Below are 24248 nucleotides of genomic sequence, written 5' to 3'. Positions count from 1 at the left end.
GTCACGGCCGCGTGCCGTGCCCCGGATTCCCAGATCGCATCCACATATGATGGTGCCGAGTTGGAGGAGTCGTTGTGGGCGGTGCGTTATGGAACATCAGCTGAATGATCAGCTGGAACATATACGAACCGGCGATTCGTCCCCACCTCGTTGCGAAGGCGCCTCCGACTCCGCTGCCGCCGACGCGGGCGTGGACGCGGACGACCCCCTTCTCGATGTCGAGAAGATGACCCGACGGGTGATGCACGATTATCACCTGCGCGGCGACTGCACCTTCTGGGACTCACTGCTGTGCCCGCAAACCGTCTGGCTGGGATCCGGCGCGTCGATGATGTTCGGCGGAGATTCCATCAGAAACCATTTTCGTGAATTCGTCCACATCGCCAAGGCCGATATTCTGATCGAGAGGAATACCATACGCTGCGCCACGGCGGGGAGTCCGCGTTGGTGTTCGGCAACCTCATCACCCGTCTGAAGGAGGGGAGTCGCGCCGGCCGCAGTTTCCGTACCATGTTCTCCATCACCTATGGCGCGGTGGAAGGCGCGGCGAAAATCCTCATGCAGCACTATTCGTTCGAATGGCAGGGCGAGGGATTGGGCGAAGCCGCAGCCATGATGGGTTTCGAGCGGGTGACCAATCGGACGCATGCCGGGCCTTCGGGCGGAGTCGGGAACTCTGCGTCCGGCGGCGAATGTGACGATTCCGATGCGTACGATTGTATGGAGGACCGCGTGCCTATGCGGGATTTTGTCCCGTGGTCCGGCGGCGAGTGTGGCCCGGAGTCCTTCGCGGGCTCCCGGAGACGCAAACTGATATGGCAGTCTCCACAGATGCGGGCGGCCGCGTTTCTTATCGCGCGCAATCTCTCGGTGGGGGACGCGGACTCGCGGCGTGTGGGCATATCCAGCAACGGGCGGATGCTGTATATCGACCCGCGCACTCTGATGTATGTGGAAAGCCGCAATCACGGTTGTGAGGTGGTGACGCTGACCAAAGCGTTCTTCTGCAACATCTCGCTTGTCGAACTCTCGCAACGGTTGCCGGAGTATTGCTGCCGCGTGCACCGCGGCTATCTGGTCAACGCGCATTACGTCACTACCATCCGACGCAGCGAATTGGAATTGGCCTCCGGTGTGGTGGTGCCGATTCCCGTGTCGAAGTATGTGCGGACCCGTCGGATGCTGAACGACATCATCGAACGCTATCATCGTTGAACCCAACGGTCACGGCGGGAGTTCCCGGTCGAACGCGGCTTGTCGTGTCTCGGAGCGTCCCGTTCGCTGGACGCGTGGGAGCCGCGGATCGCGAATAATGCCCTTTTTGGGGTAGCCGACGCGTGATTTGCCGGGCATTCGAAGGCCTTGGGAGGCGTGCTGGGCGGGCGTGTGCTGACATAATGGCCACAGGCCGCTCCCGTCGGCCTCCGCATAATGAGCAAGAAAGAAGGGTTCCATGACCGCGCCTGAATATTCGACTCCTCCCACCGCCGCCCCCGTGACGACGTCGGGCGAGCCCGCGTTGAACAAGCCGTATTACGGCATCGGCTTCGGCGGTGCCGTGGTGCGTTACTTCAAGAAGTACGCCACGTTCTCCGGCCGCGCCTCCCGTAGCGAATATTGGTGGGCGTACCTGTTCTGCGTTCTCGTCAACAGTGCCCTCAACATGCTGGGTCAGGTGCTTTCCGTGGCCATGGTGGTCGGCGTGGTGAGCGTGGTGTGGACGCTGGGCACGATCATCCCCAGCCTGTCCGTGGCCGTGCGCCGTCTGCATGATAGGAACCTCTCCGGCTGGTTCGTGCTGCTGCCGTCCGTGTTCGGCTACGTCGGCCAGGCGCTGAGCCTCAACGCACTGAGCCGGTATGGCGCCTCGTCCCTCGGCGACGATGCCGCCTTCGGACTCGTTGTGGGAGGCATCGTGCTGATTCTGGTGGGATTCGTCCTCGCCCTCGCGCTGTACGCGGGTGCCAGCAAACCCGAAGGCGCCCGCTTCGACAAGTAATCTGATCGGCGATCCGATTGGACCGGGGTCGCGCGTCACCAGATATCGTCGATGTCGACGATCAGACGCGCGACCAGCCCATCGATTTCGGCCGGCTCCACCTGATCGGGGTGGGCCAGCCAGAATGTGAAGGCGGCGACGACGGCGCTGGCGATCATCTCCAACATAAGCGCCCTGTTCAGTGTGGCGGGGCCGCGCCGTCGGCGAGCGAACCTCGCATCGCCGGAATCGCCGATCTGCCCGACGTCGGTATCGGCGTCGGCGTCGCGGGAAATCCCGACGGCTCCGGCCTCGTCATTGGCCGGAGCGAACAGCCTGCGCCAGAAATGATGGGATATCGCCTTTTTCCATTTATCGACGAACCGAGGGTCGGGCACATCAAGCAGCAGTGTGCGGAACACCGGCTCCCGTTCGCGGATCAGCGCGAACACGTTGGCGCAGGAGACCACGGCCGATTCCGGACCGGCCTTGAGGTCGACCATGGACGCGCTGCGATCGAGGATGTCGCGCACCAGACGGTTCTCGATGGTCTCCAACGCCTCATCGACATTGCGATAGTTCGCGTAGAACGTGCTTCGCGCCACGAACGCACGCCGGCAGATCTCGGTGACGGATGCGGCCGCCGCGGGTTTGCCGGTGTCGCGCATATAGGCGAGTATCGCGGACTCTATGGATTCGCGGGCGGGGGTCGTCTCCGGCACGGGATAATCGTCCGCCGTCGCCGCATAGGGGTGGATGGCGCTCATGCCGCCTAAGCATAGTGGACACTTCGCGCGTTTGTGTAGCGCTGGAATCGGCCTTTCGCCGTATCTCGACGTGTTCAATGGAATCCATGGCGTGGATACCGGCGATTTCCGACGTTCCGGTCTCCATGCGACAGTGACACAGGCGACCTACGGAAGGAGCGGGATCATGACTTATACGACTGATGGCGCATGCCGCGACAGCGACATGCATACGGGATTTTCGGTGCGGGTGTTCCAATGCGGGCGTGTGCGGGTCTCGCCGAATCTGCCGTTCGGCGGCGACCATTGCGGCATCGTCAAAGGCTCCGGCGTGTTCGTGCCGCCAAGCAAACGTCTGTGGCTGCCCGTATGCGCGTTCCTCATCACCACGCCCAAAGGCCGTGTGCTTGTGGACACCGGCTGGCATCGCGATATGAGCCCCGACGGCGTGTACGACAGGCGAGCTCAGATCACGTCGCTCGGCTCATGGGCGCTGTACAAGGTCAACCAAGGCGAAGTGGCCGCGGGCCAGACCATCGACGAACAGCTCGCCGCCGAAGGACTGCGCCCAAGCGACCTTGATTATGTGGTCGTCTCCCACCTCGACTGCGACCATGCGAACGGGCTGAAGCTCGTCGCCGACGCCAAACGCATCATGATCGCACGCGATGAAATGGACGGCGCGAACGAGCCGGGACTCGTCAACCGGATCCGCTTCTGCTCCAAGTGGTGGTCGGGATTGGGCAACATCGACCTGTATGACTGGAACGACGACCAAGGGCCATGCCGGCGCTCGTTCGACCTGTTCGGCGACAACAGCGTGCAGTTGGTGAACATCCCCGGCCATACCCGTGGTCAGGTGGCCGTGAAAATCACCAATCCGAGCGGCAAATACGTGCTGCTGTTCGCAGACGGCGGCTACGCCACCCGGTCATGGCGGGATATGATCACCTCCGGCATCTCGCTTGACAAATCCGAGCAGCGGCGCTCCCTCGCCTGGATCCGCGAGCAGAGCATGAGCCTCGACTGCATCGCGTCCATGGCCTGTCACGATCCGGACAACACGCCGCGCGTCATCGAATTCTAACGAGGGCGTCCGTGCGCAAGGCGCGGACGAATCGGCGAAAAATAAGCGAATATCAAAGATGAAGGAGATAACGGCTATGGGATATGCGTTGGTCACCGGCGCGTCGAGCGGCATCGGCCGCGAACTCGCGGTGCTGTTCGCCGCGGACGGATACGATCTGATCCTCGCGGCGCGCGACGAGGCGCGGCTGAACCAGGTCCGTTCGGTGGTGGAGTCGCGCTATGGCGTTCGCGTCGTGGTGTTTCCAGTCGATTTAAGCGAGGCCGATGCGCCCCGAAGGCTGCACGACTTCACGAACTCGCATGGTTTGACGGTCGAAGCGTTGGTCAACAACGCGGGATTCGCGGACTGGGCCGGCTTTCTCGACGCCGATTGGAACCGTCAGCATGCGATGATGGAACTGAATATGGTCGCGCTCGCGGATCTCACCTACCGGTATGGGCGTGATATGCGCGAGGCCGGGCGTGGGCGCATCCTCAATATCTCATCAATCTCCTCGATGATGGCGGGCCCTTGGATGGCGATGTATTTCGCTTCCAAAGCGTTCGTGTGTTCCTTTTCGGAGGCGGTGGCCCACGAACTGCGCGGCACCGGCGTGAGCGTGACCTGCGTGTGTCCCGGCCCGACCTCGACCGGGTTCGCCAAGGCGGCCTCGATGGGCGGCCGCAACTTCTTCACGGTAGGCCGGCCAGCCAACGCCCGTCGAGTCGCCGAATACGCCTATCGTCGGATGATGCGCGGCGATGTCCTTGTCTATCACGGCCATCTCACCAAAGCCGGAGCGGTCGCCGAACGTCTTCTGCCGCGCGCCGTCACCCGACGTCTCGCGGCCGTTGCGAACGGTGGCGATCCCTTGCACCGGTAGCGTCCGCCGACATGTGCGAAACGGAAGCATGGAAGCCGGAAATCATTGAGATTCCAGTGTTTTCGTGACCCCGGCCGGGCTCGAACCGGCGACCTTGAGATTAGAAGTCACATGCTCTATCCAGCTGAGCTACGGGGCCAAACAACAGTCACCCACTGTAGCAACACCGGTACCCTTCCGGCGACACCTGGATTCGGCCAAGCCTGCCGGCCTGTCGCCTTGATGAAGGTGACAGGCCGGCAGGGGGTTGTGCCGACTACAGGAGTTTGGGCAGCACGGCGGCGATGTCGTCCTGGATTTCGAAGCCTTGGCTCACATCCGCAGTGTCGATGCGGGCGTCGTCATAGTTGATGCGGATCAGTGGAATGTCGAGCATCGCGGCGATCGCCTCGAACGGGAAGCGGATGATGCTGGGCGTATTCCAGCCCACGCCGAGCTCAAGCAGCACGGTCGGCACATCAGGACGCTCCTGCAGCTGTTGGATGAAACGGTTGTAGCGACGCTGCGCCTCATACCACGCCTCGTCCTGCACGAAATACTGGTCGCAGCGCAAATGCACCATCATCTGCCCGCCGCATACCGGGCAGTGCGGCACCAGGTCGCTGGGAACCGCGCAGTCCACGGTGCTCTCGAGCATCCGCGGCACCAGATCGTCCAGCGGATAGATACGCTGGTGGCAGCCTCGCATGCACTGCATGAAGCCGTAGTCGCCCTGCGTGGCGAAGATCTGGAACGGGTCGAAGCCCGCCTTGGCGAACTGCGCGTCCACATTCGTGGTGAGCACGAAATAGTCCTTGTCATGCACGCCGTCCAACAGCTGGCGGTACAGCGGCATCGCCGGCGGCTCGTAGCGGCTCAGATCCACATGCTTCGCCCAATACGCCCACCGTTCCTCGTCGGTGGGGTAGGGGTAGAACGATGAGGAGTACAGGTCGGATATACCGTACTTGGCGATCCACGGGCCGAAATTGCGGGTGAAACGTTCGCCGGAATACGTCAATCCCGCCGCCGTGGACAGGCCCGAGCCCGCGCCGATGAGCACACGTTCGCTGCCCATGATCAACTCGCGAGCCTCGGCGAGGATGTCGTCCGCGTTGGGCTCGCCGAAGGAGGAATCGTCGCGGCCGGTCTCCGAAGACTCCGACACGGCCAGCGGATCCGCCGCGACGAGGGTCTCGCCGGACTGCGCGGACTGCTTCCTATGCGTCCAGAAGGGCATGGTAGATCCTTTCGTCCTTGTCACCGAACACGTTGAACACCACATGGGTGACGCCCGCGTCGGCATGCTCGTCGAGCCATGCGCGCGTCTCGCGCACGGCGATGGCGGCGGCCTCGCGTTGCGGGAAGCCGAACACGCCGGTGCTGATGCAGCAGAAGGCGAGGCTCGCGCAACCCAGCCGCGCCGCCTCATCCAAACAATGATGGTACGAGGATGCGAGCTGCGCGCGATGCTCGTCGGTGGGGGCACCGTTCGCGATCGGGCCCACGGTGTGGATGACGTGCTTCGCCGGCAGATTGTATGCGGCGGTGGATTTCGCGAGCCCCGTGGGTTCCGAATGGCCTTGGGATTCCATCAGCCGCGCGCATTCCAGACGCAGCTGCACGCCGGCAAAGGTGTGGATCGCATTGTCGATGCAATGGTGGTTCGGCGACCAGCAGCCGGTCATGCCGGCATTGGCCGCGTTTACGATGGCGTCCGCGCGCAAGGTCGTGATGTCGCCGCGCCAGACGGACAGGCGCGCGTCGGCTTTGGTACGGGGAAGCTCGTCGGCTTCGGTGACGCCGGCGCGCGCGATGAGCTCGCGCAGCACCCGATCCTGCGGTTCCAGAAACGCGGGAGACGACTCCATCGGCGCGCGGGTGTTCGCCAACGCGCGGAAAGTGGGCCACAACTGGTCGAAATCCCGCTCGTCCAAAGCGTGGTCGGCCGCCGTCATGCCGCACTCCTGGAGCATAAGGCGGATGAGACCGCGCAAGGCCTCGTTGAGTTCGGAATCGGTCATGACTGCTCCTTGCTGCACGCTTCCGGATGGAGGGCTGTCAAAATTATCCGTCATTCTGGGTGGAAGGGCCTCCGCTGCGTCATCCCGAGCGGAGCGCGCTACGTCACCGTCTCGTTCATCGTCTGGAACGTGCGTCATCCCGAGCGGAGCGCGAAGCGCGTAGTCGAGGGATCTCGTTGGTGTAGCGCCAGGAGATCCCTCGACTACGCTCCGCTCCGCTCAGGATGACGGGAAGGCGGAAGGTGCTCCGCCTTGGATGACGGGAAGGGAGATCGATCTCCGCTTGAGGGGCGGATTAGTAGCGCACGGAGATGCGCTCGCGCACATGGCCGCCGTTGACGGCGAGGTCCACCATGGCGACGGCGTAGTCCGCGTAGCTCAGCGCGCTCACGCCGTTGGCGTCGGCGGTGTACTCCTCGCCGGCGAGCACATACTCGCCCTTGCGCTCGCCCTCGGCCTGGAAATCGGCGGCCGGGCTCACATAGGTCCAGTTCACGTCATCGCGCTTGCGCAGCTCGACGAGCTGGTTGCCCATCGCGTTGGCGAGCGGCTTGAAGACCTCCGGGAAGGATTCGAGATCCTGGACCTGGGCGGTGTGGGTGGCGTCGAGGAAGAGGCTGCCGGCGCCGCCGACCACCAGCAGGCGGGTGTCGGTGCCGGAGAGGATGTCGGCCAGATGCATCAGCGAGGTGGTGTGCTGCGGCAGGGTCTCCGGGGTCCAGGCGCCGAAGGCGTCCACGACCACGTCGAAGCCGGCGAGGTCGGCGGCGGTCAGGTCGAACAGGTCCTTGACCAGCACGTTCTCGGCCACGGTTTTGTTCTCGCCGCGCACCACCGCGGTGACGTCGAGGCCGCGATCCACGGCCTCCTTGACGATAAGCTGGCCGGCCTTGCCATTCGCTGCGACGACTGCGATCTTCATAGGTTGCTCCTTGATGTGAAGTGTTTTCGTTGACAATGATTACTTTAGATGATGTACGGATATTTTGGGAAGTAGGCACTCTAAAGTGCTATACTTACCAAAAGGGAAGCATTGTGAGTTTCCAACGAAAAAAGAGGTGACAAATGACCCAAGAAAGCAATCTGCCGGCGTGTCCTGTGGAGACGACCCTGATGTTGATCAGCGATCGGTGGAAGGTGCTGATCCTGCGTGATCTGATGGACGGCGCGAAGCGTTTCGGCGAACTGCAGCGTTCCGTCGGCAAAATCTCGCAGAAGGTGTTGACCTCGAATCTGCGCGCCATGGAACAGGACGGTTTGGTGAAGCGCAAGGTGTATGCCGAGGTGCCGCCGCGCGTCGAATACTCGCTGACCGCGACCGGCAAAAGCCTGCAGCCCATCGTCGACGCGATGAAGGCGTGGGGCGAGCAGTATCAGAAAGACCACGGCGCGCGCTGAGCGATGAGGCGTGGGGCAGGTGCGGCCAGACGCCGTCGAATCTTGTCGACGTATGGCTACATGCCCATCAGGGAAAGCCCCTAAGGGATGCGCCGCCACGCGAGGTTGCCTATACTGACGCGTAGCGGGTAGGAGAGAGTGAGAAAGGCCTCATATGGCGACGGTTGAGCATATGCGCGGCGATGCGGGCGGCGTCGCGCGGGCGGCGGATGCGGTGAAGATCGCGGGCACCGCAGGTACCGCCCTCCATCCGATTATCGAAGTCAAGAATCTGCGCAAGGAATATCCTGTGGACGACGAGACCGTCGTTGCGCTGGACCGCATCAACCTGAGCATCCCGCGCGGCCAGATCTGCTGCATCTTCGGCGAGTCGGGCTCGGGCAAATCCACATTGCTCAACCAGCTGGCCGGCATGGAGAAACCCACGCGCGGCGGCGTGCGCATCGGCGGCGTGGTCGTCTCCAATCTCGACGAACGCGAGCTGGCCGCCTTCCGCCAGCGGCATCTCGGCTTCGTGTTCCAGTCCTACAATCTGCTGCCCAATCTCACCGCCGTCGAGAACGTGGCCATGCCGCTGATGTTCCGGGGCATGCCCAAAGCCAAACGTGAGGCGATCGCCCGCGGCGCGCTCAAACGCGTCGGACTGGGCCATCGGCTCGGCCACTATCCCAAGCAGATGTCCGGCGGCCAGCAGCAGCGCGTCGGCATCGCACGCGCCTTCGTGGCCCGGCCTGAAGTGGTGTTCGCCGACGAACCCACCGGCAATCTCGATTCCAAAACCAAAAACGACGTGATGGAGATGATCTGCTCCTTCGCCCGCGACTTCAACCAAACCATCGTGCTGGTCACGCATGACGCGCAGATGGCCGACTATGCCGACCGCATCGTCACCATCCTCGACGGGCGCATCGTCGGCGATCGGATGAACGGCGATCGCCCGGCCGCGCCGCCGAACCGCTGAACACAACCTCGACGCCGGTCTTCAAGAGAACCACCACAAGAAGAAGGAACAACCGCTATGCCGAATATCCGACACCGCAAGGCGATCGCGCCGCTGTGCGCGCTGCTGGCTTTGCTGCTGATGATGGTCGTCTGCCTCGCCGCGCCCGCCGCCGCGTTCGCCGAAGCCGGTTCCGACGCCTCCGAACGCGCTGGCGCCGCCATACTGGACTCCGCCATAGGCACCGTCGTTCCCGTGGTGGATGGGATCGACGGCTCCGTCTCCGACGGTTCGGATTCGGATTCCATCGCGGGACCGGTGCCGAACGTCATCATCACCAACTTCTCCTACGGCGACGGCTCGGTGCCCGTCGGCGGCTCATTCACGCTCGGATTCACCTTCCAGAACATGGGACAGGTGGCCGTTTCCAACATGGTGGTGACCGTGGACGGCGGCGAAAGCTTCGCCATCGCCGGCGGCACGAACACCTTCTACGTCGACTCGCTGTGGGCCGGATACACGATGACGCAAAGCCTGCCGATGCAGGCCGTCTCCAGCGCGCAAAGCGGCGCCCAGCCCATCACCGTGAGTTTCCGCTACGAGTATGTGGACGCCGGCATGCGCTCCTCGAACTCCTCCGATATCAAGATCTCCGTGCCGGTGAGCCAACCCGACCGTTTCCAAATCAACGATCCGGTGGTGCCGGATGTCGTCAACGCCGGCGAGGAGACCACCGTCACGATGGAATATGTGAACAAGGGCAAAGGCGACATCTCCAACGTCGAGGCCGCCATCGAGGGTGACGGCGTCGACGCGGCGGTGCGCACCCAGTATCTCGGCAATGTGGCCTCCGGTGCCACCGGCCAGATCGGATTCGCCTTCACACCGCTGGCCGCCGGGAGCACGGAGGTGAAGCTGCGCGTCTCCTACGAGGATTCCGACGGGCAGTCCCAGACCAAGGAGTTCCCGCTCACGCTCGACGTGCAGGAATCCATGCCCATCGACGATGGCATGATCGACGACGGCGTGATCGACGAGCCGCAGCAGGGCGTCGCCTGGTGGGTGTGGGCGATCGCCGCCGTTGCGGTGGCCGCTGCGGTCGTGTTGGTGGTGGTGTTGGTGCGTCGCAGGAAGCGCAAGGCCGGCAAGCATGCCGACATCGACGAGGAGTGGGATGACTGGGCGAGCGGCGACGCGTCCGCCGGTTCCGCAGTCCCCGTGGGAACCGTGGGCGCTGCGGGTGCCGCCGGCGAGCCGGGTGCGTCGGGCAATGCGGATGGGACGACGACACAGGTCCTCGCCGACCTGCCCTCCGAGGTCGCCCCACCCTCCGCCGGCGAGTCGGACCGGAGCTGACATGCGGTTCGGCGACATCCTGCGCCTGTGCCGGCAGAATCTCTTCCGCCGCAAATCGCGCACCATCCTCACCGTGCTCGGCGTGGTCGTCGGCTGCTGTTCGATCGTGCTGATGGTCTCCATCGGCCAAGGCATCAACGAGCAGAACGAGCGGATGCTCGAATCCATGGGCGACCTGAGCATCATCACCGTATACGCCGGCGGCGGCTCGTCAGGCGGTTCATCCGATTCGGGCGGGACGGGGGAGTCCGCCAAACTCGACGATGAGGCCGTGGAGTCCTTCCGATCCATCGCCGGCGTCTCCGGCGCGACGCCGATGGCGGACTTCTTCTACAGCGCCAGCGCCTCCGCCGGCGCGGGCGGACGCTATACGCAGCAGTACATCTCCGTGATGGGCATCGACACCACCCAGCTCGACCAGATGGGCTACGAACTGCTCGACGGGCGCGCGCCGCTGAAATCCGGAGAAGTGCTGGTGGGCGAATACACCGCCTACGATTTCATCGACCGCTTCGCCTCCGAAATGAACAACATGCGCAGCCGTCCGGGCGAATACATATGCGACGAGAACGGCTGCCAGGAGAACGAGGGCGACGACCCCTTCTTCGACCCGCTGACGACCACACTCCAGCTCACCACCGGCGTGGACTACGACGGCGGCATGAGCGGCACTATGAACGGTATGGGCGGCGGCGCGACGGGCGGCTCATCCGGCGCATCGGCCACGCAAACCGTCGAATACACTCCGGTGGGCGTGCTCAAGGAGGATTACAACAAGGGATACACCACCTCGTCCGGCATCATCATGAGTCTCGACGATCTCAAAAAACTGACGGCCAAGATCGACCCGTCGAGCGCGGAGAAATCCACGACTTACAACCAGGTGCTGGTCAAAACCGCCGACCTGTCCGACGTGCCCGAAGTGGAGGCGCAGATCAAGGCGATGGGTTTCAACACCTCATCATACGAGGAGATACGCAAAAGCATCGAGGAGCAGTCGCGCGGCATCCAGTTGGCGCTGGGCGGCATCGGCGCGGTGGCGTTTTTCGTGGCCGCGATCGGCATCGCGAACACGATGATCATGTCGGTGGCCGAACGCACGCGTGAGATCGGCATCATGAAGGCGCTCGGCTGCTATGTGCGCGACATCCGCGTGATGTTCCTCGGCGAGGCCGGCGCGATCGGCTTGTTCGGAGGCCTGGTCGGCTGCGTGATCTCCGGACTGGTCTCATGGGGTATCAACATCTTCGCATTGGGCGGGCCGACTCCCGACAATCTGTGGCATGCGATCGTCGGCGGCGAGGATGTGACCCGCGTGTCGGTGATCCCATGGTGGCTGTTCCTCGCGGCGGTGCTGTTCTCGATGCTGGTCGGTGTGATCGCGGGATTCGGCCCGGCCAACAAGGCCGTGCGCATCCCAGCATTGGATGCCATCAAAAACAGCGAGTGACGCGCGGTCGCACCCTTCAGAGCGCGGCGAGCACGGCCGCGACGATATTGTCTTCGGTCAGACCATAGCGGGCGTCGAGCTCCGCCAGCGGCACGCGGTCGGTGAACTCCTTGGCCGCGCCGAAGTTGAGCACACGCATCGCGGTAACATCTCCGGCGCGTGTGGGCGTGCGCGAGTCCGCATTCGCGTAATAGGCGGTGATCTTCTCACCCCAACCGCCCTCAAGCTGACCGTCCTCCAACGTGACGACCAACCGATGGGCATCGCGCAGGCCTTCCAGCGTGCGCGTGTCCAGCGTCGAGCACTGCCGCGGGTTGACCACCGTCGCGTCGATGCCGTGCCTCTCCCGCAGCGCGGCCGCGACCTGCTCGGCCAGCGGATACGTGTTGCCCAAGCCCAGAATCGCGACGTCGCCGCCGGCATGCGTGATTCGATAGCCGGTGTAATCGTCCGCGGCGGACGTGTCGGTTTCGGCCGCGAACAGTGGATAGTAACCCGCCCGTTCGGCCGCGAGAATCGGCTCGCCGGGAACGCGGATCACCACCGGGCCGGTGCTCGCCGGACCGGTGGACCATGCGAGCATGTCGAGGAACTCCCGCTCGCTGGTGGGTGCCAGACAGGTCAATCCCGGGATGTTGGCGAACATGGCGATGTCGAACGCTCCGGAATGCGTGTTGTCGGAACCGGACAGTCCGCCGAGGAAGTCCAGCAGCGTCACGCGCGTGCCGTTCAACGCCAGCTCCTGCTGCAGCTGATCGTAGGCGCGCTGGAAGAACGACGCCGTGGTGGCCAATACCGGAACGCCGCCCGCTTTGGCGATGCCGGAGGCGAACGCCACCGCATGGCTTTCGGTGATGCCCGTGTCCACGTAATGCCGGCCCGCGCGCTCGCGGAACGCGTGGGTGATGCCGTTCGAGCCCGGGGTGGCGGGGGAGATGACCACCAGTCCCGGCTCGCGTTCGAAACGTGCCTCCAGCACGGCCATGGCGAGTTTGCCGTAATGCTTGCGGGGATCGTCCGGGCGGTCCGCCGCGGCGTCCGGCGACTGCCAGTGCGAGGCCTCGCACTGGCCCGCGTGCAGGTCGCGGTCGGACAGATCGCACAGGTCGGAATGCCAGGGCGCGTCTTCGCGAGACGACGTCGAAGGTTGGGGGGCGGCGGTATCCCCGGTGGGCGCGGGATTCAATCCCAGTCCCTTCAACGTATGGATATGCAGCACGATGGGATGGTCGATATCCCTGACCCCCTCGAAGGCGTCGACCAGCGCGGCCACGTCGTTGCCGTCCTCGACGTAACGGTAGTCCAAGCCGAACGCTTGGAAGATGTTGGGTTGGGCGGTGCCTCCCGAAGCGCGCAGACGCGCCAGCGGTCCGTACATGCCGCCGAAATCGCCCGCGATGGACATCTCGTTGTCGTTGACGATGATGATCAGATTGCCGCCCTGCTCGGCCGCGTTGTTCAATCCCTCGAAGGCGATGCCGGAGCTGAGCGAACCGTCGCCGATCACGGCGATCACATTGCCGATCGGGGGGAGTCCGTTCCCTCCTGCGGCGGCCGATGCCGTCTGCTCCGCCATATCACGCGTTTTCGCCAGACCGCAGGCCAGCGAGATGGAGGTGCCGGTGTGTCCCAGCACGAAATGGTCATGCTCGCTTTCGAGCGGATTGGTGAATCCCGTCACCTCGTCGTAACGCTCCGTGTCGAGGTAGGCGGCGGCGCGTCCGGTGAGCATCTTATGCACATAGCTTTGGTGCGACACGTCGAAGACGATGCGGTCGCGGGGCGAGTCGAACACGCGGTGCAGGGCGACCGTCGCCTCGACCATGCCGAGATTCGAACCGATATGCCCGCCGTGCGCCTTGCCATAGTCAAGCAACGTCCGGCGGATTTCCGCACATAATTGGGGCAGCTGGTCGGCCGAAAGCGCCTTCACGTCGGCTGGGCTGGTGATGGTCCCCAATAATGCGCCACTCATACCCTCGGCTCCTTTCCGTTCGCTGTGCCGAAAGTGCATGATATGACCGTGGGTGGTCGAAAAGAGGCGTTTTGGGCGAATGCCCCCAACATCTCCTAATGTCCCGTCGCACGAACCGCCGGTCCGATCGCGTCCGTGCGACCCTCCCGCGCTTCGAAAACGCACATGAAACCGTCGGAAATCCTGGAATTCCGCCATAATGGGTGATGTTCGATTGTTCGAATCATGTGCGAGAAAGTCGCACGGGCGTCTGGGTGATGGAACCTCGTGCGACCCCGGTCGTAATATGGTCAGACGGACGGCCATGGGGGCCGGCCCGGATCGCAAGGAGCGCACAATGAAGGCCGTATACGCGTCAGGAGTCGACTACGACAACCCGCTGGACATGCTCGAAGTGGGCGAGCAGCCCGAACCCGAACCCCGCCCGTACTGGTCCACCATCTCCGTCAAGGCGGCCACCGTCAACCATCACGACGTATGGAGTCTCAAAGGTGTGGGCCTTGCCGCCGCACAGACGCCGATGATCCTCGGCACCGATGCGGCCGGCGTCCTTGACGAGGACATCCCCGTGCGCAAAGGCCTCAAAGCCGGCGATGAGGTCGTGCTCTACACCTTCGTGGGCAACGACGGCAACGGCGTGCTACCTGGCGAACGCCGCACCATCCTGTCCGAATGCTATCCCGGCACCATAGCCGAAAAAACCTCGGTGCCCAGCGCCAACGTATTCGCCAAGCCGAAGAACCTGAGCATGGTCGAGGCCGCCGCGCTCGGCACCAGCTGGCTGACCGCCTATTCGCTGGTGTTCACCGCCGCGAACGTGAAGCCCGGCGACACGATCCTCGTCCAAGGCGCGGGCGGCGGCGTCTCCACCGCCGCCATCCAACTCGCCCATGCGGCCGGACTCGAGGTGCTTGTCACCTCGCGCGACGAGGCCAAGCGCGCCAAAGCGCTGGAGCTCGGCGCGGATGCCGTGTTCGAGGCCGGCGCGCGGCTGCCGAAAAAGGTCGACGCGGTGATCGAATCGGTGGGCGCGGCCACCTGGAGCCATTCCGTCAAATCGGTGCGTCCCGGCGGCACCATCGCCATCTGCGGCGCCACCACCGGCGACCAGCCCGGCGCGGAACTCACCCGCGTGTTCTTCCAGGACATCCGCGTGCAGGGCAACACCATGGGCTCTCGTGAGGATTTCGCCCGCCTGCTGCGTTTCGTCGAGCATGCTGACCTGCATCCCGTGATCGATTCGACCTATGCGCTCGCCGACGCGCCCGCCGCGTTCAGGAAGGTCATCGACGGCGACGTGTTCGGCAAGGTCGCCATCGCGATCGCGGACTGATTGGCTCTCGCACTGTCGGTGCCAACTGGATGCGGGAACCGCGGAAGGGCTATGATTCTTCGCCCTCGCGGCGTACAGTGGAGTCGGATTCTCAATAACCGGAGGTAAATGATAATGGCGGACAATGCAACCACACCCGAAGTGGCGGTGATCATGGGCTCGTCCAGCGACTGGGAGACCATGAAACGCGCCTGCGACGTGCTCGACCAGTTCGAGGTTCCCTATCACAAGCAGGTCATCTCCGCGCACCGCACGCCTGAACTGATGGGGCAGTTCGCGCATGAGGCCCGCGCCAAGGGATTCAAGGTCATCATCGCCGGTGCCGGCGGGGCCGCCCATCTGCCCGGCATGGTCGCCGCGCAGACCACGCTGCCGGTGATCGGCGTTCCGGTGCGCTCCCACGCGCTTTCCGGCTGGGACTCGCTGCTGTCCATCGTGCAGATGCCGGGCGGCATCCCCGTGGCCACCACCGCGGTCGGCAATTCGGGCGCGACCAACGCCGGCCTGCTGGCGGTGAGCATCCTGTCGACCACCGACGAGCGTCTGGCCAAGGCCTTGCAGGAATACCGCGACGGATTGAAGGACAAGGTGGAGGAATCCAATGCCCAGCTTGTCTGAGGAAACCAAAGGGCGCGTGTCCGCGTTGATGCCCGGCTCCACCATCGGCATCGTCGGTGGCGGCCAACTTGGCCGCATGATGGCCCTAAGCGCCCGCTATATGGGATTCAAGGTTGGCGTGCTCGACCCCACGGAGAACTGCCCGACCGCGCAGGTTGCCGATTTCCAGGTGACCGCCGCCTACGACGACACAGCCGCCATTCGCGAACTGGCGGAACGCTGCGACGTGCTCACCTACGAATTCGAGAACGTGAACGCGGACGCCATCGATGAGGTGCGCCATCTGGCCGCCGCGCCGCAGGGCACCGACCTGCTGCGCGTGACGCAGGACCGCGTCAACGAAAAACAGTTCATCAACGACCACGGCACCGACACCGCGCCTTGGCGTGCGGTGAACTCCATCGGCGAGCTCGAATCGGCGCTCGGCGAGATCGGCTATCCGGCGGTGCTCAAAACCCGCTCTGGCGGCTACGACGGCCATGGGCAGACCGTGCTGCGTTCGACGGCCGATCTGGATGAGGTACGCGGTTTTGAGGATTTCGCGCCGAGCATCCTCGAGGGTTTTGTCGATTTCGCGTTCGAGGCGAGCATCCTTGTGGCCGGCAACGGCAAGGATTTCGTCACATTCCCCATCGTGCGCAACGAACATCGCAACAACATTCTGCATATGACCATCGCTCCAGCCGAAGTGAGTGAGGATGTGGCCCAGGCCGCCCATGAACTGGCCCTGCGATTGGCGGATGGCTTCGCGCTCGCAGGCACGCTCGCCATCGAGCTGTTCGTGACCGAAGACGGCCGTGTGATCGTCAACGAGCTCGCCCCGCGCCCCCACAATTCGGGGCATTACACGATTGAGGCGTGCTCCATCGACCAGTTCGACGCGCATGTGCGCGGCATCGCCGGCTGGCCCATGCCGCAGCCGAAGCTGCTGAGCCCGGCCGTGATGGTCAACGTGCTCGGCCAGCACGTCGAACCGACCCGTGCGCTGATCTGCGAACATCCGGAGTGGAACGTGCATGATTACGGCAAGGCGGAAAGCCGCCACGACCGCAAGATGGGCCATATCACCGTGCTCGCCGACGACACCGCCGCGGCCGTGGCGGCCCTTGAGGCCACCGGCTGCTGGGACGATCTGCGATAACGAGGATGGCGGGCGCCGGGCCGGTCGCGCCCGGCCGCCCGCCGACGAACAAGGACCGAGGTTTCATGGTCGAGCGTATGGAACGCAATACCAAGCAGAAGGACGCCATCCACGCGGCGTTGCAGGAATGCGACGAGTTCATGTCGGCGCAGGAGCTGCACCGCAAGCTGGAGGATGGGGGACTGAAGGTCGGACTCGCCACCGTATACCGCCAACTCAACGCCTTGGCGGATGCAGGCGTGGCCGACACCGTTCGGTTGGATGGCCAACAGTTGTTCCGCTTATGCGGTGATGACGGACATCACCACCATCTGGTGTGCAAGAAGTGCGGCAAAACCGTGGAGGTTGAGCCGCCCAGCGAAAGTTGGCTGCGCAAAGTGGCCTCAACCCATGGGTTCACCGTGGAGTCGCACACCCTGGAGGTGTTCGGGCTCTGCCCGGACTGTCAGTGACCAGGTCGCTGCGGACCCGTTCTCACGAATGACGACGATTCGTGCCCGCAGTCCGTATGGATGTGAGAAAGCCGCCCGTGACACGCGGGCGGCTTTCTCGTATCCGGGGATACTGTATGGTTGTTAATGAAAATGAATCTCATTAACAAATGGAGAGGTTGAAGATGATGCGCGAGAACCTGTGGAAGCGGACGCTGGCGGGCGTGACGGCGATTTCGATGATGGCGGCATTGGCGGCCTGCGGCTCGGACGAAGGCGGCTCGACGAGCGCCGACGGTGATGGAATCGCCGTGGTGGCCTCCATCAACCAGTGGGGTTCGGTGGCGAGCGAACTCGGCGGCGATCTGGTCGATGTGACCACCATCATGAGCAACACCGGCGTGGAGGCGCACGACTACGAGCCGACCAGTCAGGACGTGGGGCGGTTCGCTTCGGCGCAGGTCGCCGTGGTCAACGGCGCCGACTACGACGCCTGGGCCGTCAAGGCAGCCGAATCCACACAGGCCACGCTGGTGGATGCCGCCGAGGCCGCCGGCAAAACCTCCGGCGACAACCCGCATGTGTGGTTCTCCGCGGACGCCCGTTCCGCCACGGCGGACGCGATAACCGCGGCCTACATCGAAGCCGACCCCGAAAACCAGGCCACGTTCGAACGACTCAACGAAGCTTGGCATGAGCGTGAGGCCGATCTGGAATCGGCGATCGAAACGGCCGCCGCCACGACGGACGGTCTGAACTACGCCGCCACCGAATCCGTCGCCGCGTATCTGGCTGACGACCTGCAACTCAACGACGCCACTCCCACCGGGTACGCGCAGGCCACGGCCAACGACAGCGAACCCACCCCATCCGACCTCAAGGAGTTCATCGACGCGTTCAGCGGTGGCGACATCGCCATGCTGGTGGTGAACACGCAGGAATCGAACGCCACCACCGACCAGATCGTCCAGTCCGCCGAACAGGCTGACGTGCCGATCGTCGAGATCACCGAACAGATGCCGGCCGAATACGATGACCTCATCGCATGGATGGAGGCGCTGGTGGAAGAATTCGCGCAGGCGGTCAAATAAGAGGCGCGACGCGGGGTGACGTCGGTTTTCTTGGGTGCGATGTTACGCTTAGGGCTTTTCGCCCATATGACGAACACAAGGAGACCGCATGCGCGCGAAAGTCATGGCCGCAATCGTAACGGCGGCGATGCTGGCTTCCACGTACACTCCCGCGGCGGCCGCAGCCGACACAGCCGACATCCAGCAGTGGGATGAGCGGCAGGCGCCCGTCCTTTACGGAGCCAAAGAACTGGTACTGAAGGTAGGCGACCCGTACGCGCCGAACGAGGCCGCCTACCGCGTATACGCCAAAGACATCGAGGATGGCGATCTGACGCGCGCCGTCGAAACCACCGGCGACGAGATCCCGCTCACGGACGGCGCGGTGGATGCGGCGGCGGTCGGCAATACGTACACGCTGACCTCGTCCGCGACGGATTCGGATGGCAACACCGCCACCATGACGACCACGGTGCGCGTGCTGCCCGCCGATTCGACCGAGCGCCGTTCCATCGTGCGCAAGGTCTACAACAACGCGAGCGCCTGGAACACGCAGCTGCAGGGCATTCTGCGTATGGATGCCCACGATCGTCAGGCCGTCGGACTGAGCGTGCCCGCAGGCGGCAGCGTCGAAGTGGAGGTCCTCACCGGCGGCACCGACGTCAAATTCACCTGGCCGACGAACGACACGCACACCGACGGCGGCACCGTCACCGTGAAGTCGGGGCAGAGCGCGACCCTGACCGGCTCGACCGCCGGCGCGTCCCCGCTGACCGTATACACGCCCATGAACTCGCGCGACGAAGGCTCCGCCGATAAAGACATCACCGTGCGCTTCACCTACGGCGACGACGCCCATCTGACGCCCTACTACTATCTGGGCGACGACCAAAGCGAATTCTTCTCCCAATGGGACGCGACATACGATGCATACGGCGACCCGTACGCGCTGGTCGAAAGCGGCCGGTCGATGACGCTGATGCGCAACGACATCGACAAAGCCGATCTGTTCCACCTGTTCCCGACGTTTGACAAGGCGCTCACCTATTTCGACGACATCATCCAGCGGGACGACGAGCTCATCGGACTCGACGCCCGCGCCACCGATCCCCTCGACCAGCAGGTGCGCAGCAAGGAGTTCTTCCGCGCCAATATCCACGGCGCCGGCGGCGCCTACTACAGCGGCGACCACGTCGGCGTGAACGCGAAGTATGTGTGGTCCCTCTTCGACAAAGGCTGGGGACTGCTGCACGAGATCGCGCACGGCTACCAGGGAACGCTGGGGCGCAACAGCGGCAGCTTCGACGGCGGCGAGACGAGCAACAACGTGCTGGCCTATTATGTTCAGCACAATACCGACATCCTCGATGTGAACGCCGTCGGATGGAGCTACTGGTGGGATCGTCAAAGTGGGGAACTCGCAGTGAACCGCGACTACCGACTGACGCCGGACGCGCCGAACTTCGAATGGAACCGTCCGCTGCTCAACGCCTATATCAGCATGCTGGACGCCGTGGGCCAGTCGGCCTACCGAGACCAGTCCGCCAAAGACGCCAACGGCCGCGAGCCGCTCGGCGTGGTCAACCACTGGTACCGCGCCTACCTGAACGCCGGCGGGTCGATCACCAACGAATCCGCGTGGCTGCTGGCGCTTGCGGACAATTACGGCGTGGATTTCGCGCCGTTCCTCGACGCATGGGGCGTCGAGATTCCGTCCGACACCCGTCGCCAGTTGCAGGAGCGCCCCGATCTTGATCGGATGACAATTCTCGCGGATGCGATCGGCGTCGACAAGAACGGCGTCAGTGCGGATCCGGAGTTGGAATCCGCGGTGATGGCCTCATTGGGCACGACATACCGGTTCCAGGTCGTCAAAAGCAGTCTGCTCGCCCAAAGTCTGAGCGAGGCGGGAGCGAATCCCACCGGCACCGTGGAGGTTTCCATCTCCGGTGCCGATCTGGACGGGCGCAACATCCATGTCGTCAACAACGGAACGACCGTCGCCGTGCTACCGATCACAAACGGCAAGGCGAGCGGGACGCTGCCGACCGGCTCCTACCAGCTGCAGGTGCCGTTGGTCGACGGATATTCGCAGCCGATTCTCTCCGACATCACGGTTCTTCCGGGAACGACCGAGCAGGCGACCGCGCGCTACCAATCCGACGGTCTGCTCGCCGGCGGCGGATTCCGGCTGTCCGGCCAATGGTATGGCACACTCGCCTTCCAAGCGACGCTGGACGCCAACGACCATATGCTGAAAGTCACGTTGGGGCAGAGCGATACCGGATGCGGCAGTTACACGGGCGGGGGCGACTGTGCGGCCATCACCGTCACCGACAGCGTGGGCACCACCAAAACCACCGCGTCGGGCAACGCCGCGCAATGGGTGCTGCCTAGCGGAACGAAGCATTTCTCCGATATCAGCGGCGGCGACAACAACCCGAACGTGCCGCTCGCCATCGGCGACAGAATCGTTATCCGTTGGCATTTGTGGAGCCGCAACAACCGCACTGAATTCACCGACGAGAACGGCGCCGAGCAGACCGCCAACCGTATGACGGCCATGGAGGAGACCTATGAGGTGACGGCGGCCGGACTCGTTCGCGCCAGCATGGACGACGCCGAACGTGACGCGATGGTCTCCGCCATGGCGAAGCAGCGGCTGGACGAGGCGCGCTACGACTGGGATGAGTCCCGGCTGGCCAATCGCCGGTACGACGTCGGTCGCCGAGCCAGCGTCGCTTCGTGGTACGCTTTGCTGCCCGAAAGCGAGCGGAACGAGTACGCGCAGTTCATGGATATGGTACTGCACGGTTCCAAGCCGGTGGTCCAGCTGACGGCTACCGAGGTGACCGTCCGCGAAGACGACGCATTCGATCCAAACGAATATCTGGCCTCCGCCACCGATGTGGAGGATGGTGACATCGCCGGTCAGGTGACGACGAATGTGCTGTACGATATCGGCAAGGTCGGCGAGCATACCGTCACCTACACGGTGACCGACAGCGACGGCAATGCCACCGCGGTTCAGCTGAACGTTACTGTGGAGGCCGGGGAGGATCCTGATCCGGAGCCGACGCCTGATCCGGAGCCGACACCTGACCCGGAGCCGACACCTGACCCGGAGCCGACACCCGATCCCGAGCCGACACCTGATCCCGAGCCGACACCCGATCCGGATCCAACGCCTGACCCGGAGCCTGCTCCCGACACGGATCCAACGCCGGACTCTGATCCGGAACCAGGGCCCGAAACCCCGGACGACGGGAATAGCGGTTCCGTTGACGACGGGAATGACGGACAAGATGATGAGAATGCTGGGCAGGACGACGCGGGTCAAGACAAGGACCGCGCTCTGGCCAGCAGCGGCGTCTCCGTGTGGTGGCCGACCGTCATCGCATTGATGGCGGGACTATGCGCCGCGACGCTGGCGGCGCTGCGCCTGAGGCGACGGTAAGGGGAAAGACAGGGAACGTTCAGGGAAAGTCAGGGAAGCGTCGAGCATATCGTGCGGATAGGCTGGCAATCGTCAGAGAAGCGTGACGATACACGAATACTCATTGCGTTTGTCAGCGATGGCGGCGAGAATGAAGATTTGTATGTCTGAACAGAACGAACGAACCAACCAACGAAACGCGAGCCGTGAAGTGCAGGCCATGAACAACGAGAACACCTCCGAACAGACGCAGCAACCGGACGACATCGAGGAGCTGACCATCGCCCGAGCCGGCGGTACCGGCAAGGGATCACGCCCCCGAACGTCGGGTGTGTTCGGGAGATTCGGCAAAGGCCGTGCCGGGCGCGACCGGTCCGGCCGTGGCGAAACCGCGCGCAAGCCCTTCCCGGGATGGCTGTACGCCGTGCTGTTCCTCGTGTTCGACGCCGTCGGCGTGGCCGCGCTGGAGATCGGCGTGAGCCAGACCTCGGCGCGCGTCCAACTGTCGAACAACATGAACGTCACTGGCTGGGGCTTTGTGACCAAGATGTGGACCGACCTCAACTTCGTGGCCGTGCTCAACCTCATCCTGGCCGGCGTCATCTACCTCATTCTGCTGATGCTGTTCAACCGATTCTGGATCGCCACCCCGGTGTTCCTCGCGTTGGCGATCATCGTCGCGGTTATCGAGTATTTCAAGATCTCGATCCGCTACGAGGCGATCCTGCCCTCCGACCTGAGCTTCCTCGGGTCCAACACCGGCAATCTCATGAGCTTCATGCCCTCCGGCGCACATGTGACCGTCCTCATCGCGATCGGCGTGTTCGCCGTCTTCGTGGCGCTGTGCGTCGCGCTCAACCGCATCGACGGACGCCATGGCCGCCTGTTCCGCGGAACGGATGCGAAAAGCCGCTCGTTCAACGCCGTCGCCCGTCTGCTGCTTATCCTCGTGCCGGGGCTGTTCTTCGGTTTGTACGCCATGCAGGTGGGTACGGTCGGCTCGTGGGCCAAGAACTTCTCCTCGGCGATGGGCGACAAACCCTCGATGTGGGATTCCGTCTACGACGCGCAGCGCAACGGCCCGCTGGTCGCCTTCGTCCGCCAACTCAATCCCAAGGTGATGGAGGAGCCGGAGGAGTATTCCGAGGAGACCATGCAGGAGGTGCTCGCGCGCTACACGCAGGCCGCCGAGGAGATCAACGAGACCCGCTCCGCGAATATGACCGACAGCACCGTGGTCTACATCCTCTCCGAATCCTTCTCCGACCCCGAGCGCGTGCCCGGGCTGAAGGTGAACAAGGACTCGATGCCGAACATCCGTGAGATCAAGGCGAACACCACCTCCGGCCTGATGCTCTCCTCCGGCTATGGCGGCGGCACCGCGAACCTCGAATACATGGGGTTGACCGGCCTGTCGATGGCGAATTTCGACTCGTCGCTGACCAGCCCGTACCAGCAGCTCGTGCCGACCCAGCATTGGACGCCGACCATCAACCAGATGTGGGGCGCGCCCGCCAACTCGTTGGGATTCCATCCGTACGAGTCGTCCATGTACTCGCGCGCCACGAACTATGAGAAGTTCGGCTTCTCGCATTTCTACACGCTGACCGGCGACGACCAGATCAAGTATCAGGATACGATCGACGATTCGCCGTACGTCTCCGACGAGGCGACCTACAAAAGCGCGCTGGAGAAGATCGCCGAGAACGACGGCGACCAGTTCATCCAGATCATCACCATGCAGAACCACATGCCCTACCACAATTGGTATGCGGACAACGAGTTCACGGCCGAATCCACCGACCCGTCGCAGCCGTTGGACGAGGATGAGCAGGAGTCCATCGAGACGTACCAGAAGGGCGCGTCGATCACCGACGAGGCCACGCAGGAGTTCCTCGACCAGCTTGACGAGCTCGACAAGCCGGTGACCGTCGTGTTCTACGGCGACCATTTGCCGGGCATCTACTCCACGGCCAGCGAGGACGAGAACAATTCGCTCGCCCTGCATCTGACCGACTACTTCATCTGGTCCAACAAGGCCTCCGGCACGCAAGGCAACGATATCGACAACGACGAGTACTCGTCGCCGAACTACTTCGTGGCGCAGGCCGCCGAGCATATGGACGCAAAGGTCTCGCCTTATCTGGCGTTCCTGACGCTCATGCACGAAAAGATCTCCGCGATGGAGCCTCCGGTGGTCAACAGCATTCAAGGCTGGGACCGCATCCCCGAAGGCCAGAACATCTATCTGGACGCCGACGGCAATCCGATGGCGGAAAGCGACTTCGACGAGGAGACGCAGCAGTTGCTGGAGGATTACCGACTCATCCAATACGACATCACCGCCGGCGCCGGCTATCTGGAGGACACCGATTTCATGACGCTGCCCAGATAACGCGGCATGATCGCGACGAATATGGC

General features: G+C 63.6%; 21 protein-coding genes and 1 tRNA gene. 16 read left to right on the top strand and 6 right to left on the bottom strand.

The features are described from left to right. Positions 1-88: 88 nt before the first annotated feature. From BE0216_RS04345 to BE0216_RS04335, 3 genes are all read left to right on the top strand, one after another. Positions 89-475 (top strand): hypothetical protein, encoded by a 387-nt coding sequence (locus BE0216_RS04345; protein ID WP_094636765.1) that lies wholly within the window; start codon positions 89-91, stop codon positions 473-475. Continuing rightward, positions 448-1215, top strand: coding sequence for a LytR/AlgR family response regulator transcription factor (locus tag BE0216_RS04340; protein WP_226805811.1), 768 nt, complete (start codon positions 448-450; stop codon positions 1213-1215). Before BE0216_RS04345 ends, BE0216_RS04340 begins: the two co-directional genes overlap by 28 nt. A 238-nt stretch (positions 1216-1453) precedes the next feature. Beyond that, a complete protein-coding gene (locus BE0216_RS04335) occupies positions 1454-1999 on the top strand; it encodes a DUF805 domain-containing protein (protein WP_094636767.1) in 546 nt (181 codons plus the stop codon). Between the two features lie 35 nt (positions 2000-2034). Here BE0216_RS04335 and BE0216_RS04330 read toward each other — a convergent pair whose 3' ends face one another. After that, positions 2035-2745, bottom strand: a complete 711-nt coding sequence (locus BE0216_RS04330; protein ID WP_094636768.1) for a hypothetical protein — start codon at positions 2743-2745, stop codon at positions 2035-2037. Between the two features lie 166 nt (positions 2746-2911). On the opposite strand from BE0216_RS04330, the gene BE0216_RS04325 reads away from it, so the two are divergent. Both BE0216_RS04325 and BE0216_RS04320 read left to right on the top strand, forming a co-directional pair. Next, positions 2912-3811, top strand: a complete 900-nt coding sequence (locus tag BE0216_RS04325; protein WP_226805698.1) for an N-acyl homoserine lactonase family protein — start codon at positions 2912-2914, stop codon at positions 3809-3811. 76 nt (positions 3812-3887) lie between these two features. After that, positions 3888-4676, top strand: a complete 789-nt coding sequence (locus tag BE0216_RS04320; RefSeq protein WP_094636769.1) for an SDR family NAD(P)-dependent oxidoreductase — start codon at positions 3888-3890, stop codon at positions 4674-4676. A gap of 65 nt (positions 4677-4741) precedes the next feature. Here BE0216_RS04320 and BE0216_RS04315 read toward each other — a convergent pair. The 4 genes from BE0216_RS04315 to BE0216_RS04300 all read right to left on the bottom strand — a co-directional run bounded on the left by BE0216_RS04315 (position 4742) and on the right by BE0216_RS04300 (position 7601). Continuing rightward, positions 4742-4815: transfer RNA gene (locus tag BE0216_RS04315), tRNA-Arg, on the bottom strand. Between the two features lie 117 nt (positions 4816-4932). After that, positions 4933-5895 carry an SIR2 family NAD-dependent protein deacylase gene (locus tag BE0216_RS04310; RefSeq protein ID WP_094636770.1) on the bottom strand — a complete coding sequence of 321 codons (963 nt, stop codon included), beginning with the start codon at positions 5893-5895 and terminating at the stop codon, positions 4933-4935. Beyond that, positions 5876-6679, bottom strand: coding sequence for a protein-ADP-ribose hydrolase (locus tag BE0216_RS04305; RefSeq protein WP_094636771.1), 804 nt, complete (start codon positions 6677-6679; stop codon positions 5876-5878). The genes BE0216_RS04310 and BE0216_RS04305 overlap by 20 nt, the downstream gene beginning before the upstream one ends. 295 nt (positions 6680-6974) lie before the next feature. Beyond that, positions 6975-7601 carry an SDR family oxidoreductase gene (locus BE0216_RS04300; protein WP_072726567.1) on the bottom strand — a complete coding sequence of 209 codons (627 nt, stop codon included), beginning with the start codon at positions 7599-7601 and terminating at the stop codon, positions 6975-6977. A gap of 143 nt (positions 7602-7744) precedes the next feature. On the opposite strand from BE0216_RS04300, the gene BE0216_RS04295 reads away from it, so the two are divergent. The 4 genes from BE0216_RS04295 (at position 7745) to BE0216_RS04280 (ending at position 11823) form a co-directional block, all read left to right on the top strand. Beyond that, positions 7745-8077: a winged helix-turn-helix transcriptional regulator gene (locus BE0216_RS04295; protein WP_094636772.1), complete on the top strand. Its 333-nt coding sequence runs from the start codon at positions 7745-7747 to the stop codon at positions 8075-8077. A gap of 154 nt (positions 8078-8231) precedes the next feature. Then, a complete protein-coding gene (locus BE0216_RS04290; RefSeq protein WP_226805697.1) occupies positions 8232-9038 on the top strand; it encodes an ABC transporter ATP-binding protein in 807 nt (268 codons plus the stop codon). Positions 9039-9095: 57 nt separating this feature from the next. Then, entirely contained in the window at positions 9096-10373 is a 1278-nt protein-coding gene (locus BE0216_RS04285) for a COG1361 S-layer family protein (protein WP_226805696.1), read from the top strand. A 1-nt stretch (position 10374) separates the two neighbouring features. Further along, on the top strand, positions 10375-11823 hold the full coding sequence (locus BE0216_RS04280; protein WP_094636773.1) for an ABC transporter permease: 1449 nt from the start codon (positions 10375-10377) through the stop codon (positions 11821-11823). 16 nt (positions 11824-11839) lie between these two features. Here the strand turns inward: BE0216_RS04280 and BE0216_RS04275 are convergent, their stop codons facing one another. Continuing rightward, on the bottom strand, positions 11840-13798 hold the full coding sequence (locus tag BE0216_RS04275) for a 1-deoxy-D-xylulose-5-phosphate synthase (RefSeq protein WP_169714262.1): 1959 nt from the start codon (positions 13796-13798) through the stop codon (positions 11840-11842). Positions 13799-14135: 337 nt separating this feature from the next. Between BE0216_RS04275 and BE0216_RS04270 the strand changes: the two genes are divergently transcribed. From BE0216_RS04270 to BE0216_RS04240, 7 genes are all read left to right on the top strand, one after another. Further along, the gene (locus tag BE0216_RS04270) at positions 14136-15131 is read left to right on the top strand and encodes a zinc-binding dehydrogenase (protein ID WP_094636775.1); all 996 of its coding nucleotides are present in this window, start codon (positions 14136-14138) and stop codon (positions 15129-15131) included. Between the two features lie 114 nt (positions 15132-15245). Next, a complete protein-coding gene (gene purE, locus BE0216_RS04265; protein ID WP_169714263.1) occupies positions 15246-15749 on the top strand; it encodes a 5-(carboxyamino)imidazole ribonucleotide mutase in 504 nt (167 codons plus the stop codon). Beyond that, positions 15733-16890 (top strand): 5-(carboxyamino)imidazole ribonucleotide synthase, encoded by a 1158-nt coding sequence (gene purK / locus BE0216_RS04260; RefSeq protein WP_094636777.1) that lies wholly within the window; start codon positions 15733-15735, stop codon positions 16888-16890. The genes purE and purK overlap by 17 nt, the downstream gene beginning before the upstream one ends. 65 nt (positions 16891-16955) lie before the next feature. After that, complete coding sequence (locus BE0216_RS04255) at positions 16956-17342, top strand: Fur family transcriptional regulator (RefSeq protein ID WP_094636938.1); 387 nt, start codon at positions 16956-16958, stop codon at positions 17340-17342. A gap of 164 nt (positions 17343-17506) precedes the next feature. Continuing rightward, positions 17507-18412 carry a metal ABC transporter solute-binding protein, Zn/Mn family gene (locus BE0216_RS04250; protein WP_094636778.1) on the top strand — a complete coding sequence of 302 codons (906 nt, stop codon included), beginning with the start codon at positions 17507-17509 and terminating at the stop codon, positions 18410-18412. 88 nt (positions 18413-18500) lie between these two features. Further along, positions 18501-21848 (top strand): immunoglobulin-like domain-containing protein, encoded by a 3348-nt coding sequence (locus tag BE0216_RS04245; RefSeq protein WP_094636779.1) that lies wholly within the window; start codon positions 18501-18503, stop codon positions 21846-21848. 142 nt (positions 21849-21990) lie between these two features. Further along, positions 21991-24222, top strand: a complete 2232-nt coding sequence (locus BE0216_RS04240; protein ID WP_226805695.1) for an LTA synthase family protein — start codon at positions 21991-21993, stop codon at positions 24220-24222. The last annotated feature ends 26 nt before the right edge of the window (positions 24223-24248 follow it).

This window comes from Bifidobacterium eulemuris, from assembly GCF_014898155.1.
GTDB classification, from domain to species: Bacteria; Actinomycetota; Actinomycetes; order Actinomycetales; family Bifidobacteriaceae; genus Bifidobacterium; species Bifidobacterium eulemuris.
The sequence above is the reverse complement of the archived record's forward strand: the minus strand, read 5'-3'. Positions and strand labels throughout refer to the sequence as shown.